This window comes from Draconibacterium sediminis (assembly GCF_000949475.1).
Lineage (GTDB): Bacteria > Bacteroidota > Bacteroidia > Bacteroidales > Prolixibacteraceae > Draconibacterium > Draconibacterium sediminis.
The window spans coordinates 37,929-53,277 of the sequence record NZ_JRHC01000005.1 but is presented as its reverse complement, the minus strand read 5'-3'; the positions used below and the strand labels follow the sequence as shown (position 1 = coordinate 53,277).

General features: G+C 43.3%; 11 protein-coding genes. 6 read left to right on the top strand and 5 right to left on the bottom strand.

All coding sequences use genetic code 11. From position 1 onward, the window contains the following. Positions 1-416 precede the first annotated feature (416 nt). From LH29_RS16990 to LH29_RS16980, 3 genes are all read right to left on the bottom strand, one after another. Positions 417-1,070: an HAD family hydrolase gene (locus LH29_RS16990; RefSeq protein WP_045032116.1), complete on the bottom strand. Its 654-nt coding sequence runs from the start codon at positions 1,068-1,070 to the stop codon at positions 417-419. A gap of 29 nt (positions 1,071-1,099) precedes the next feature. Further along, positions 1,100-2,617, bottom strand: coding sequence for a bifunctional ADP-dependent NAD(P)H-hydrate dehydratase/NAD(P)H-hydrate epimerase (locus LH29_RS16985; protein WP_045032114.1), 1,518 nt, complete (start codon positions 2,615-2,617; stop codon positions 1,100-1,102). 142 nt (positions 2,618-2,759) lie between these two features. Continuing rightward, positions 2,760-3,788, bottom strand: coding sequence for a DUF481 domain-containing protein (locus LH29_RS16980; RefSeq protein WP_045032112.1), 1,029 nt, complete (start codon positions 3,786-3,788; stop codon positions 2,760-2,762). 195 nt (positions 3,789-3,983) lie between these two features. On the opposite strand from LH29_RS16980, the gene LH29_RS16975 reads away from it, so the two are divergent. Further along, positions 3,984-5,243 carry a DUF819 family protein gene (locus LH29_RS16975; RefSeq protein ID WP_045032110.1) on the top strand — a complete coding sequence of 420 codons (1,260 nt, stop codon included), beginning with the start codon at positions 3,984-3,986 and terminating at the stop codon, positions 5,241-5,243. A gap of 20 nt (positions 5,244-5,263) precedes the next feature. Here LH29_RS16975 and LH29_RS16970 read toward each other — a convergent pair whose 3' ends face one another. Further along, complete coding sequence (locus LH29_RS16970) at positions 5,264-5,755, bottom strand: response regulator (protein WP_045032108.1); 492 nt, start codon at positions 5,753-5,755, stop codon at positions 5,264-5,266. Positions 5,756-5,904: 149 nt separating this feature from the next. On the opposite strand from LH29_RS16970, the gene LH29_RS16965 reads away from it, so the two are divergent. The 3 genes from LH29_RS16965 to LH29_RS16955 are packed head-to-tail and all read left to right on the top strand — an operon-like array spanning position 5,905 to position 8,657. Further along, entirely contained in the window at positions 5,905-6,717 is an 813-nt protein-coding gene (locus LH29_RS16965) for an alpha/beta hydrolase (protein WP_045032105.1), read from the top strand. Between the two features lie 13 nt (positions 6,718-6,730). After that, entirely contained in the window at positions 6,731-8,122 is a 1,392-nt protein-coding gene (locus LH29_RS16960) for an alpha/beta hydrolase family protein (RefSeq protein WP_045032103.1), read from the top strand. Between the two features lies 1 nt (position 8,123). After that, positions 8,124-8,657, top strand: coding sequence for a GNAT family N-acetyltransferase (locus tag LH29_RS16955; RefSeq protein ID WP_045032102.1), 534 nt, complete (start codon positions 8,124-8,126; stop codon positions 8,655-8,657). 29 nt (positions 8,658-8,686) lie between these two features. Here the strand turns inward: LH29_RS16955 and LH29_RS16950 are convergent, their stop codons facing one another. After that, complete coding sequence (locus tag LH29_RS16950) at positions 8,687-10,054, bottom strand: ADP-ribosylglycohydrolase family protein (protein WP_045032101.1); 1,368 nt, start codon at positions 10,052-10,054, stop codon at positions 8,687-8,689. Positions 10,055-10,243: 189 nt separating this feature from the next. On the opposite strand from LH29_RS16950, the gene LH29_RS16945 reads away from it, so the two are divergent. Both LH29_RS16945 and LH29_RS16940 read left to right on the top strand, forming a co-directional pair. Next, entirely contained in the window at positions 10,244-11,548 is a 1,305-nt protein-coding gene (locus LH29_RS16945) for an NRAMP family divalent metal transporter (protein WP_045032099.1), read from the top strand. Position 11,549: 1 nt separating this feature from the next. Continuing rightward, the gene (locus LH29_RS16940) at positions 11,550-15,305 is read left to right on the top strand and encodes a hydantoinase B/oxoprolinase family protein (RefSeq protein ID WP_045032097.1); all 3,756 of its coding nucleotides are present in this window, start codon (positions 11,550-11,552) and stop codon (positions 15,303-15,305) included. Positions 15,306-15,349: the final 44 nt, after the last annotated feature.

The following is a 15,349-nucleotide window of genomic DNA, read 5'->3' as shown; positions in this document are numbered from 1 at the left end:
CTTACAAATTTAATGTTTCAGGAAGTTATACGACAAAACTATTACCACGAGCTATCTGCACCGGACTTTAAAAACAAAAAACACCACCTCAAAATCATCGTATCCCGATAAACTTAAAAGTGGTGTGAATTATCAAAAATTACCCTTCTGATTGCACTAACATAATTACGGCAATTGCTATGCCGGTTGCCGAAAATGTTTTTTCACCTCGCAAAACTGCTGGTTTAACTTTTTCTTTAGTGATTGACTTCTATTTTTGAAAAGCGTTTAAAGACGATTGCGGACCACAAGGCGATTTTTATTACTAATATTCTTTTCCCGAAAACAAAACCGTAACTAAAACATTTAGTTTAAGCACAAAACTACCTGGTTACAAAAAATGATATGCCGAAAATAATTTTTAGAAAAGATAAGCCTTATACAAATAAAGTTTTATCTACCTGGTTAAAATGCGTGATTTGCCTGCAGGAATAACCATTGTACTCCGCATTGGCCGAATTTACGATAATCACCTCTCCTGCCCCGGAGCGAATTGCGGCCTCAAGCCCGGCGTGCGAGTCTTCAAAAATCAATGTCTCATCCGCCTTTGTTCCAATGGCCGAAATGGCTTTGTTAAACAGGTCGGGGTGTGGTTTTCCGCGCATTGTACCATCGTTGTAAATAATATGTTCGGGCCTGAAGTAGTTTAACAAAGGGAAATGCTGAATAAAAAAATCAACATTATTTTTTGCCGATGCGGTAGCAATTGCCAATGCTACGCCTGATTCTGCCAAAAAACCAATCAGCTGCTCGGCACCGGGAGCTAGTTGCATACCATGCTCCAGGCACATGCTGCGGTAAATCACTTCCTTTTCTTCGGTGAGCCGGTGTACTTCAGCATCGTTGAGCTCGCGTTTAAACAAATATTCAAAAGTATCTTTGGCATTTATTCCGTGAATGTATTTTTTCTTTTCCTCCTCGTTCAGGGTAAAACCATACTTTTCAAGAAAACGATCCCACGAGTCTTCCTGCAAATGTGTATCCCAAAACAAGGTTCCGTTAAAATCGAAAACTACTCCTTTTACTTTCATTGATAGATTATTTAGGGCTTATATGTTTTTTATAATTCTTCCTGAACTTTTAGAAATGCTTTTCCCAGCGTTTCGATAATATCGCCGGCCATTAACGAAAATTCCGATCGTTTTTTGGCAGCTATATCTCCGGCCAGTCCATGCAGATAAACGCCCAGCAGCGCTGCATCAAACGAAGCCATTCCCTGAGCCAGCAATCCCAGAATTATTCCGGTAAGTACATCGCCGCTTCCGGCGGTTCCCATTCCCGAATTACCTGTTGAGTTCCAGCTAAGTGTTCCATCGGGCGCCGCCACTGAAGTATGTGCTCCTTTTAACACCACCACACAGTTGTATTTTTTGGCAAAAGCCATTTGTTTCTGAATGGCATCGTACGAATCTGTTGTTTCACCCACCAAACGCCGAAACTCGCCCGGATGTGGTGTAAGCACCGAACCTTCAGGGATTTTCTCCAGCCAGGCTTTATTTTCGGCAAGAATATTCAGCGCATCGGCATCGATAACCATCGGTACCTTTGCCTGATCGAACAAATCGCATAAGGCACGGCACGAATTTCGTTTCAGGCCCAGCCCCGGACCAACACCAATAGCCGCATAAGGCTCCAGGTTGGGAAAATCAGTAAACATCGAATCGTGCTGATCGATACTGGCCATTGCTTCGGGCACCGCGGTTTGAATGACCGGGAACCCCATATGCGGAACGTGAGTAGTTAACAATCCTGCTCCGGCACGCAAACAGGCTTTTGAGGCCAGCACGGCCGCTCCCATTTTGCCGTAACTTCCGGCAATAAGCAGTGCGTGCCCAAATGTTCCTTTATGATCGAATTTTGTTCGCATCGGCAAACGAGCTGCCACATCTTCCGCATCGGCAAAGGAATACGGCGATGGTGTTTCGCTGATTCCATCGGGATGCAATCCAATCGGTAACACTTCCCACTGCCCTACAAACTGTTCGTTCTCGGGGAAAAGGAAACTTATCTTCGGGAACTGTAGAGTTAATGTAAAGTCGGCGCGGATAATATTTTCAAGATTATTTTCGACATTGCTTTCCCCCATTAATCCACTGGGGATATCAACAGCCACTACCACATTCAGCAGCTGGTTAATGTATTGCACAAGTTGTGCCGGTAATCCTTCAAGCGGCCGCGACAAACCCGAGCCAAACAAACCGTCGATCAGCACATCGGTTACGTCAACCTGCGGAAAATCGTCTTCCGACCTTAGTTTGCTCAACTTTACTTTGCCCTGCTCTTCCAGACGTTTGTAGTTGATAGCCGGCGATCCTTTTAAAGCTTTTCCAAAATCAAGCAGGTAAACTTCGCACTGGTAATCCAAATCAGCCAGCTGCCGGGCCATTGCCAGGGCATCGCCTCCGTTATTTCCTGGGCCGGCAAAAAACAGGAACCTCTCTTCGGTTGAAAACTGTTGAACAATCCAGTTGGTCATTTGCAGCGAGGCGCGTTCCATCAAATCAATGTCCGTAATGGGTTCATTTTCGATGGTAAACTTATCGATTGCTGCTATTTGTTTAGTTGTAAATAATTTCATTTTGAGAAAGCTGGAACTTACCGGTCAAAATATACTTTTTTGGCCAGCAATATTTGTTTTCTCTAAATTATAAAAAACGGGGGTGATTCCTTGACTTTGAAACAGGAATTATGATGGAAACGATATTTTTTTCTGCAAGCTCTTAATCCCACTCCCAACCTAAGCTGGTTTTAAACACAAAATCGTTTTTAGCAACGCCAGCAACCAACGGATCGCTATCGAAGTTATGCACATAGCTCAGTTTTACGTAAAAATCGAGTGGCAAATCGTACTTCAGCGATGTATCCATGTCGATACGCCACCTTCCCCAATCCGATAAACTTGGATATGTGGTTAGCTTAAACTGAAACGACAGATCGCCTAGATCATAGGCATTAAAATCAAACAGTCCCAGTCCTTCAAAACTTCCCTGCGAAGTTGGATTATCACCACCGTATTTCTCCTGCGAGAATGCCAGTCCTAAACCCGATTGCATGTACATGTGATTGGTACGGAGAAGATACAAACCCAAACCGGCACGAAAAGTAGAACGCAAATCAAGCATCTGTTCGCTGTTACTTAAAAATTCGGCACCACCCAGTATCATTCCATTTCCCCAAATATCGCGAACCAGGGTAACTCCGCCATCGGTACGTTTTAGCGGCTCCACATTGTCCTGAGTTGTTCCCACATTATTAAACTGGGCGCTAATATTCCATTTAATCCCGCGGTAGCTCACTTTGGCCGCTGCCGAGGTTTGCCGCACATTATTGGCCTTACTATAAGACAATCCGGCATCGATCGAAATAATTATCCGGTCGATGATCCGCTGTTCCAGGGAGGTGATTTCAACGATCTGGTCCATGTTCACTGAGATGTTATCATCCAGCGTTTGAATGGTTATTTTTTTGGGTTCGTCGGGTAACGAATTTAACCCACCGTTGTACTTTTTCCCGTCAACTGTATAAATAATCAGCAACCGGGTACTCACTATCCCTTCAATTTCTTCCCAGTCTACCTGAAAATCACTATCGGCATAATCGGTATCGTAAACCAGCACTCCGCGTTTCATCGATTTTATTTCACCCACCAGTACATCTCCGTTCGAGGTGTATATTTTATCGTTTTGGGCTATTACCTGAATAAATGAGAAAATTAACAGTACAGAAATTATACATTTTTTATTTCGCATGATTGAAAGATTTAAAAACCATATAAAAATTACGGCATTTTGTTAATCAATGCAAATGTTTTTTTCTGAAACTGTTTTATAACAAATTTTTACCGGATGGATAAAGCATTGAACCTGACCAATATCAAGTTGTTAAACCTGAAAAGATTTTTATATTTGCCACCTTAGATAAAATTGAGGCAAAAAAAGAGAGGTATGCAGGAAACAGAACAAGTAGAAGCACTTATTAAAAACGACGCAGTAGTATTAGGATTATTATTGGCATTACTGGCCGCTATTTTTTATACCAGCAATTCGTCGAAACCCATTTTTAAGAAATTCTACAGTGTTATTCCGATGCTGCTGCTCTGCTATTTTTTACCCAGTTTGCTCACCACTTTTAATATTGTCGACGGCGAACACTCGCAGCTGTATTTTATGGCATCGCGCTATTTGTTGCCGGCAAGTTTGGTTTTACTAACCCTAAGTATCAACCTTAAAGAAGTGTTTAAATTGGGGAGTAAAGCGCTAATCATGTTCCTTACCGGAACCGTTGGTGTTATTATTGGCGGGCCACTGGCTATTTTAGCTGCTTCGGCCATTAATCCTGATCTTGTTGGAGGCGCAGGCCCCGATGCTGTTTGGCGCGGAATGACAACCATTGCCGGAAGCTGGATTGGTGGTGGTGCCAACCAGGCTGCCATGTACGAAATTTTTAAACCATCGGATCATTTATATTCGATAATGATAACCGTTGATGTATTGGTTGCCGAAGTTTGGATGGCCATTTTACTGATTGGGGTTGGAAAGGCAAAACAGATCGATAAACATTTTAAAGCCGACGCCAGCAGTGTTACCCAACTAAAAGATCATATGCATGAATTCAGTCAGCGGATAGCACGCATTCCTAGCAGCACCGATATTATGGTTATTGCAGCCATTGGGCTTGGTGTTACCGGTTTTGCGCATTTGGTATCCGATTGGATCGCCCCTTACATCGAAGTTCATGCTCCGGCATTAAACAAGTTTAGTTTAACCTCAAAATTCTTCTGGTTAATTATCCTTTCAACCACCATTGGGATTGCGTTGTCGTTTACAAAACTCCGTAATTACGAAGGAGCCGGCGCTTCAAAAATAGGTACAATCTTTATTTATATTCTGGTAGCAACCATTGGTATGAAAATGGATGTTGGCAAGATCTTCGACAACCTTGGATTGTTTTTGGTTGGCGGAATCTGGATGGCTATTCACGTAATTCTGCTGCTGATTGTAGGAAAACTGATCCGTGCACCATATTTCTTCCTTGCGGTTGGTAGTAAAGCAAACATCGGAGGTGCGGCAAGTGCCCCTGTTGTAGCAGCTGCATTCCACCCGTCGCTGGCACCGGTTGGTGTTTTACTGGCCGTTTTAGGTTATGCTTTAGGAACCTACGGAGCGTGGATGTGCGGACTGCTAATGCAAGTGGCGGCACATTAACCTACTTTCTGATTCGCTTATCAGAACACGTTAAAAATTTCGCGGAGGACAACAAGAACGACAATGGCAACTAAAATGGCCAGCGAAACAGCCATGGCATTTTGTACAAAACGGTTTCGCTTTTCGAGCTCTATAATTTTCGATATTTTCCCAATTTTGTTGTACACCTTTTTCAGGGCAATATCGTTGTCTTTTATAATGTAATCGTAGGCACCGTATTTTATCGAATTTACAGCTACTTCCATGTCTTCATGCGAAGTGAGAAAAATAAATTCGGTACGTTCGCTGACTTTTTTTACCGCCTGCAAAACGGCAATCCCCGTAGTGTCATTCAAATGATAATCCTCGATAACAATATCAGGACGCTCGCCTTTGTTTACAGCCGCCAAACAATCCTCGGCATTATAAAACGACTTAACCCTTTTCATTCCTTGTCTCTGAAGAAATTCAACCACCAGTTTGTGGTAAAGTTTGTTGTCTTCAACTATGAAAATCAGTAAATTCTTATTCACAATTGCTAGCTTTTTTGTGTATTTAACATTTAAATGTACGATTAATAATTCATTTTCAACAACTCCGATTCCACCCGACTATTTACCTGAGTTCAATTCCACTGTTCCAAATTCTTTTGTACTTTAGCCCGAAATCAAAAAAAGTAAGCATGAAAAACTATATTTTTCTTTCCCTCATCTTTTTTCTAATTGGTGCGCAAACCCTTGTTGCACAAAACACTGAGTATGCCACCGACGAAAACATTTTGTACACGTCTGACGCTTCGGAATATGCTCAGGAACGTTGCAAACTCGATATTTATTACCCGGAAAATAAAACTGATTTTACCACTGTGGTTTGGTTTCATGGTGGCGGAATAACAGGCGGAAATAAATTTATTCCCGAGAAATTAAAAGAACAGGGAATTGCAGTAGTGGCTGTAAACTACCGATTGTCGCCAAAAGTTAAATGCCCGGTTTATATCGAGGATGCCGCAGCGGCAGTAGCCTGGACCTTTAAAAACATTGAAAAATATGGCGGAAGAAAAGACAAAATTGTTGTTAGCGGACATTCGGCCGGTGGCTACCTTACCAGCATGGTTGGCTTCGACAAACATTACCTTGCCGCACACGATATTAATGCCGACCATATTGCGATGCTCATTCCTTTTAGCGGACACACAGTTACACACTTTACCATTCGCGATGAAAGAGGAATTCCAGGCACGCAAGCGATTGTTGATGAATATGCACCACTCTATTTTGTTCGCCCCGATGCTCCTCCCACGATCTTTATTACTGGCGATCGCGAACAGGAAATGTTGGGCCGTTACGAAGAGAATGCCTACATGTGGCGCATGATGAAAGTAGCCGGCCATAAAAACTGCAAACTAATGGAACTCGACGGCTTTAACCACGGCGAAATGGCCTCGCCGGCACTGGAAGTTTTACTAAAAGAGATCAGAGTATTGGATAAACCTTAAGAGCACTAATAACATGAAAGTGAGCTGTATCCTTATTCTGCTTTTGATTCTATTTTGCGGATTGAATCAGGCAGATGCGCAAAACCTAAATGGTTATTGGGTAGGGAAAGTGAATTTGCCAACCTTGAAAATTACCACCTCGTTTCATGTTTCGGAAGATGAAAGTGGTAAACCGATCATCACTCTTTCTGTTCTTGAAGACGGAACAAAAGACCTGCCGTGCGAACTGATAAAGGTCACAACCGACAGTATGGTTATTTACACGCCCAAAAATGATCATACATATTCAGGTGTCTTTCAAAACGATACTACCATAAAAGGCGAATGGAGTAAAAACGGAATTAACACACCGTTGAATCTTGTAAAAACCGATGAAGTTCCCATCTTAAAACGACCGCAAATTCCACAACCACCATTCCCCTACCTCATTGAGGATGTGGAGTACGTGAATACTGAGTCGGGTTATAAACTGGCGGGCACGTTAACCTGTCCGGATACTACTTCTCCTTGCCCGGCAGTGGTGATGATAACAGGATCGAGTGCTCAGGATCGTGACGAAACCATATATGGGCACAAACTTTTTTGGGTGATTGCTGATTATTTTGCCCGTAATGGAATTGCGGTATTACGTGTTGACGATCGTGGAGTTGGCGGTTCCGAAGGAAATATCTCAACAGCTACCAGTAAAGATTTTGCCGGAGACGTACTTGCCGGGGTAGAATTACTTACAACAAGAAAAGAAATCGATCCTCAAAATATTGGTTTGATTGGGCACAGCGAAGGAGGTTTGATTGCTCCGATTGCAGCTACCAAATCAAAAGACATTGCTTTTATAGTAATGATGGCCGGCCCCGGAACAGTTGGCGAACAAATTCTGAAAGAGCAAAATGCACTGGCGCTGGAAGCAGCGGGTTTGCCGGAATTTCAGATAAAACAAAGCGCGATGATTAATCAGCGTATTTTTGAAATCATAAAAACGGAGCCCGACTCCGCAAAAACGCTTGAGCAACTACGAACCATCCTTTCGCAGGGATTTTATCCCGGCATGAACGACGAAATGAAAGCCGCAATTGATGCTAAAATTGCCGGTGTAAACAACAACTGGTTTCGCTATTTTTTAACCTACGATCCAAAACCGACACTCGAAAAAGTAACATGTCCGGTGTTGGCCATTAATGGTGCAAAAGATGTACAGGTGCCGGTATCGAATCTGGATTCAATAAAATCCGCCATTACAAGTGGTGGAAACACAAAAGTTACCACTATTGCTTTTGAAAACCTGAACCATCTTTTCCAGAACTGCGACACCGGTTCGGCGGCTGAGTATTCGCAAATTGAAGAAACCATCGATTCTGAAGTTTTAAAAACGATGAAAAACTGGATCGTGAAGCAAACTAAAAACTAAAATGCAACTAAACACCAAACGACTAGTATTACGCCCGATCGAAGCAAACGATAAACATGCGATTTTAAGATATCGTTCGGATGAAGAGGCCAACAAATACCAGGGCTGGATTCCGAAAACACTTGACGATGTAGAAATATTTTTGGGGAAATTGTCTGTCGAATTTAATGTGCCGGATACATGGTTTCAACTGGCCGTAGTGGAAAAAAATAATAACGAATTAATTGGCGACATCGGTATTCATTTTATCGACGAGCAACAAGTTGAAATAGGCTACACCATTGCCAAGCAGCACCAGAGTTTAGGATTTGCTACCGAAGCAGCCAAAGCTGTTATCGACCACCTGTTTGGCGAATTGAAAAAACACCGAATTACTGCCTCGATCGATCCCGAAAATATTGCATCAGTTGCTTTGCTCGAAAAACTCGGATTTCGAAAAGAAGCGCATTTTGTTGAAAGCCTGTTGCTAAACGACAAGTGGGTTGATGATGTTATTTATGCTTTGTTGGCACGCGAGTGGAAAACCCGGCAGTAGAAATTCTTTAATTTTGCTCCATTTAGGTTTCAATTGTTGGTTGTATTTGGTATATACCAAGTGTTGTTTTTTAAATCCACTCCGCCATTCATTTCTTCCTGAACGACTTTATCGATGATCCAGATTCCCTTAAGTGCCATATTTTCAAAAGAGTCTACTCCAATCTCCTCAAAGCCGATCCTGGTTCGCTGAATATTAAAACGATTGGAGAACTTCCGGCCAAAAGCCTTTTCAACGCCCTCTTTGCCAACCATAAATCCGATTAAACCACCCCATGTTGCCGTAGGATTATCCGCATCCCAACCGCAGAGTGTTCCAATTTTAATCGTCTCCAACAAATCACCTTCGCCATAAAACAGGCTAACCAAACTCGCCGCAAAGTTAATTCCGGCAGCAAAACACGCATTACAATATAAATTCCGCGATGTCATATCATAGCCATCGGCCTGGTTAAGCTGATACCGGGTATAAACCGAATCCCGGGCCTGTTCCCACGGAATACCTTCGTTGTATTTTGATTTCACATACTCATACATTGCGCGGGAATAAGACGTCTCCGGCAGACGGTCTTTCGCTTGTTCTGCCATCCAAAACAGTTGATCTTTCAATGGCAAAGTTTTATCAACTGCCGAGGCCAGCGAAAACATTGATACATAAAATTCCGAAATCCACTGACTGTTTTCGCGGGCAGTATTCTGAATTGGCAACTGTGCCATTTTTAACGCAATATCAGGCCTGCCTGGCGCAAACAAACCAAAAACCTCGGTGGTTAACTGCGCATCAATCATTTCAAATTCATGATTATTTTTCGGATCTCCGGTTGCCGGCGGAACCAATCCTTCTTTCATTAAATCGAAAGCCTTTTGGTTCGACACCCACAAATAGTTTTCCTCTTCGTGCCTGATATGCTCCAGCCACCCCTCGCGAATTTGTTCGCCCGTTAAAACAGAAGTCTGATATTTTAATAAAAGTTCCTGGTAAATGTATTCGATATCCGTATCATCATCGGCTCCCCAAACACTATCAACATCAGCAAACACAAAATCAATTACAGGCGACAAATCACTTGGAATACCTTCTGCCCAAATACTTGGCTGATCGGGTTTGCCCCAGTCGTTTCGGGTGTAAAAGTCACCGGTTTTCACTTCGCCAATATTTCCGATTTTGTCCATTTCGGTAACTAAACCGGTCCAGTTGGCAATGCAGGTAGCCAGCCAAAAGCCCTGAAGTTTTTTGTAATAATCTTCCCTGCTGATGGTTCTGTCTGTGTTTTTTGGAGTATAGTTCTCATACACAAGATTTGGATTTTGTGCAATCTCAGATGTTTTAGTGCAGCTGGTTGTAATTGCAAAAATGATTATCAATAACAAGAAATACAGGGAAAAGTCGTTTTTCATTTTTTATAAATATTGTCCATCCTGGCGTTCTTGTGCAAGTTAATATTTTGACTACAATTTTTATAAAATATGGCTCTTTAAGCAATTGAAGTAAACACTCAACCTGAATTTTCATCCGCACTTTCCATTTTGTGGCCGATTCAAAATATTTGATGTTCGATTTTTGTATTTTGGAGCTTTCAAACGATTATGTCTACAAAAAAACGCATTCTTAATATCCTTTTCTGGTCGGTGGTATCGGCAGCTTTTATCGGGCCCGGAACAATTACTACCGCTGCCAAATCAGGTGCAGCTTTGGGAACTGATCTGCTTTGGGCCTTACTTTTTTCTACGTTTGCCTGTTTACTTTTGCAGGAAGCGGCAGCACGTTTAACCATCATCTCCGGGTTAAATCTGGGGCAGGCAATTGTGCATCAGTTTGAAAAAAGCAAAGCCAAACTGCCCATTCTGATTTTAGTTTTGGGAGCAATTGTTGTTGGCGCCGCGGCATATGAAATGGGCAACCTGCTGGGAGCTGTTGCCGGATTCAGGCTAATCTTTGAACTGCCTGCCTGGATGCTGGTTTTGATCATTGGCGGCGTAGCAGCCCTTATTCTAAATATACCATCATTAAAAATAATCTCCACCATAATGGGATTTGTGGTGGTGTTAATGGGCATCGGTTTTCTAATTACTGCCTTTTTAATTCGACCTGAATTAAATGCCCTGTTGAAAGGGACTTTCGTACCGCGTTTCCCATCGACCAATGCAGCCGGACTTTTGGTTTTAGGCTTGATCGGAACAACCATTGTTCCTTACAACCTCTTTTTGGGCTCCGGTATTTCCAGCCAGAAACAATCGGTAAAAGAAATGCGTTTCGGACTGGCAGTGGCCATTTTACTGGGCGGACTATTTTCAATGGCCGTGTTGATTGTTGGAACAGCTGTTTTGACAGAGTTTTCATTCGAGAATCTTTCTCTTGCCTTGCAACAGAAAGTTGGCCCTGCCGGGAAATACCTGCTGGGATTTGGTTTGTTTGCCGCCGGTTTTACCTCATCGGTAACCGCACCACTGGCGGCAGCCATTACATTAAAAAGCCTTTTCGGAAATAAATATCCTGAAAAATGGCAGGCAAATTCGTTGAATTTCAAACTGGGCTGGTTTGTGGTTTTGCTTACCGGAATTGGTTTTGCCGTGGTGAATGTAAAACCCATCCCGGCAATCATTCTGGCACAGGCATTAAATGGATTTCTGCTGCCATTTGTGAGCATCTTCCTGTTTATCGTAATCAACAACAAGGCAATAACCGGAACAAAAACAAATCCTACACCTCTGAATGTGTTAATGCTGATTGTAATTTTTGCAACACTGATTCTCGGTTTGAACAGCGCCACAAAAGCATTTTACAGTGTATTTTTGCCAATGCTTACTCCTGGAAATGGGGTACTTTGGGGCATTGGTATTGTGGCAATAATGATTTCAGCGTGGGTGTGGTTTAAAGGACAAAAGAAGTAACATGGCAAATAAATATTTTCAACTTTTTGTAGACACAGGTGGGACCTTCACCGATTGTATCGGCATTGATGAGATGGGTACAGAATACCGTCAAAAGGTTCTGAGCAGCAGCAGCCTGCGCAGTACAATCGAAAAAGTGATTTCAGCAAACCAATGTGTTATCGCAGATACATGGAACTTACATCGCGACATTTTTAATGGCTTTTCATTTCGATTGCTACAACAAAAAACCGCTGGTGGCAAAGTTGTATCGTTTGATGTGCAGAAAAGAATACTTGATCTCGATGCTCCTTGTTTTACTCCTGAAATGGAAGGCAGTAACTTTGAACTCACTTCGCACGAGGAAGCTCCGGTTTTAGGAGCACGACTGATCACTCAAACGGGATTGAACGAAGTGTTTCCGGACTTGCACCTGAAACTTGGATCTACAAAAGGGACCAATGCTTTGTTGGAAAATAAGGGTGCCAAAACACTATTTATCGTTACCAAAGGATTTGCCGATCTGCTGGAAATTGGCAACCAGGCACGCCCCGATATTTTTGCGATGAACGTGGAAAAATCAAGGCAACTGACACATCAAATCATCGAGGTGGATGAACGTATCGAGTCTACGGGCAAAGTTTTAAAACCGCTCGATTTTGATGGCCTCAAAAAAAAGCTAAACGAAGTCGATCTTAACGAAATTGAATCGGTTGCTATCGCGCTGATGAACGCCTTTATCAATCCTGAGCACGAGCACCAACTAGCACAACTTCTGAAAAATATGGGATTTCGTTTTGTTTCCCAATCATCAGAATTATCTCCGCTAATAAAGCTTTTGAATCGCGCCGAAACGGCGGTCGTTAACGCATACCTCTGTCCCATCATTCATAGCTACGTAAACCGCATTGCTGAAAAAACAGGAAGAAATCTGTTCCAGATTATGACCAGCGCCGGAGGTTTGGTATCGGCCGATAAATTCCATCCGAAAGACAGTCTTTTGAGTGGCCCGGCCGGAGGAGTGGTTGGTGCACGCGAAATCGGCGGGAAAGAAGGCTACGCTAAACTCATCACTTTTGATATGGGCGGCACTAGTACCGATGTTTCGCGTATTGATGGTGAGTTTGACTACCGCTACGAACTGCAGGTTGGTGATGCCCGAATAAACAGTCCGGCCATTGCCATTGAAACCGTGGCTGCAGGTGGCGGTTCCATTTGCGGTTTTGATGGCTACAAACTTTTTGTTGGCCCCGAAAGTGCCGGTGCTTATCCCGGACCGGCGTGTTACGGTGCCGGAGGACCGCTTACGATTACCGACGTAAACCTGCTTTTAAACCGGCTTGACGCCAGTCAATTCGGCATTCCTGTTTTCAGAAATGAAGCAGAGAAACGCCTCGAGGAGCTGCTCAATTCGATGCGAAAGAGCACCGGGGATCAAGTATCAGCCAAAACGGTTTTAAACGGATTTATTGCCATTGCTAACGAAATTATGGCCGGAGCCATTCGGAAAATTTCAATTACCAAGGGTTATGATCCAAAAAACTTTGCACTGGTTGCATTTGGTGGTGCGGGCGGTTTGCACACCTGCGACATTGCCGAAATTCTTGGAATAGAAAACATTCTTCTGCCAAAAGATGCAGGACTGTTAAGTGCCTACGGAATTGGCAATGCAAGTGTTGAACGATTTGCTGAAAAACAAGTGCTGCAGGATTTAAGCGAGGTTGATAACCTGCTTCCCGACTGGTTCAACGAAATTGAAACAGAGGCCACAAAAAAATTACAAAACGAAGGTTTCAACAAAGAAAAAATAAGTATACGCCAGCGCATGGTATTTATGCGTTTTGCAGGTCAGGATTCGAGTCTTGAAATTCATTTTTCCGACGTTGAAGAATTGATTACCGACTTCCATCAACAATACAAAAAAGTGTACGGGCACACCGTTAGCAACCGCGCAATAGAGATTGAGGCAATTCGGGTGTTGGCTGCCGTGGAGAATACGGACAAAGAAACGATCACTACAACAAAAACAAGCTATCTGCCCGAACCGCTGAAAACGACAGAAAACGGGACTACTGTTTTTGTAAGAAACGAATTAAAAGCAGGAGCACAAATAACAGGTCCCGCTCTTTTCCTGGATAGTTTCTCTACCACTTTCGTGAAGAATGGCTGGTCATTGGAATTGCAACATTCAGGAACGGCCATTTTAAAAAGCCAGACCGAAAACCAGCAAGCTGACACGATGCAAAACCGAGAAACCGAGCTGGAACTGTTCACGAATCGATTTATGGCCATTGCCGAAAATATGGGGGCTTTGCTGCAGCGTACCTCTTTGTCGGTAAACATTAAAGAACGCCTCGACTTTTCATGTGCTCTGCTGGATAAAGACGGGCGTCTGGTGGCTAATGCTCCGCACATACCTGTACATCTCGGTGGACTTGGCGTTTGTGTGCGTGAACTGATTAAACATTTTGATTTTAAGGAGGGTGACACCATCGTTACTAATCACCCAAAATACGGCGGTTCGCACCTGCCCGATGTTACCTTGGTTACGCCGGTTTTTTATTCCGGCGAACGTGTTGGTTTTGTAGTAAACCGGGCGCATCATTCCGAGATTGGCGGGATCAGCCCGGGATCAATGCCACCAAATGCAAAAAATCTGGAGGAAGAGGGCGTGTGTATTGCTCCCTTTTACCTGGTAAAAAATGGACAACCTGATTGGGATGGGATGCGAAAGATCTTGCTCAGCAGCAAATTCCCAACCCGATCGGTTGAAGAAAACCTGGCTGATTTGAACGCCGCGTTGGCAGCCAATAAAAATGGTTCTGAAGCCTTGACCGACCTCATCTATAAACACGGAAAAGAAACCGTGCAAAATTACCTCGACCTGTTGCGCGAACATGCTTCACAAAAAATGAAAGCCACACTTCAGAAATTTAAAAATGGTAATTATTCGGCTACAGAATACCTCGACGACGGATCAAAACTGAAGGTAAACATTCAGCTTAATGATGGCAACTGCAGCATCGATTTTACCGGCAGTTCGGCGGTACACAAAGGCAATATGAATGCCACTGAGGCAATCGTAAAAAGTGTGAGTATATATGTGCTCCGGCTGTTGTTGAATGAAACCATTCCGTTGAATGACGGTCTTTTGGAGCCTGTAGATTTTATATTGCCAACCGGATTATTAAACCCTGATTTTGATGATGACCCGGCAAAATGTCCTGCCGTGGTTGGTGGCAATGTTGAAATCAGTCAACGCCTAACCGACACGCTGCTGAAAGCTTTTGGCGTTGTGGCAGCGAGCCAGGGAACCATGAACAACACACTGTTTGGCAACAAGAATTTTGGCTACTACGAAACCATTTGCGGTGGTTGCGGTGCCGGAAATGGCTTTAACGGAGCCAGCGCTGTTCATCACCACATGACCAACACGCGCATTACCGACCCTGAAATAATGGAACACCGTTACCCGGTTCGTTTGGAGGAATTCAGCATTCGAAAAAACTCAGGCGGCAGTGGCAAATGGCACGGTGGCGACGGCGTGAAACGTGTATTAAAATTTCTGGAGCCGGTAAATCTTTCCGTTCTCACCCAACGTCGAAAATCCGGGCCTTTTGGCTTAAATGGAGGAAAAGACGGAAAACCGGGGTGCCAAAAAGTAGTTCGTGCCAATGGCGAAGAGGTCGTTCTTGATTCCATCCAGAATATAAACATGGAGCAAGGCGACACTTTTATAATTGAAACGCCGGGAGGCGGTGGTTATGGAACAGAATAATGCGTAAACAAAATACAATGCCCGAAAATAATTACCAGTTTGTA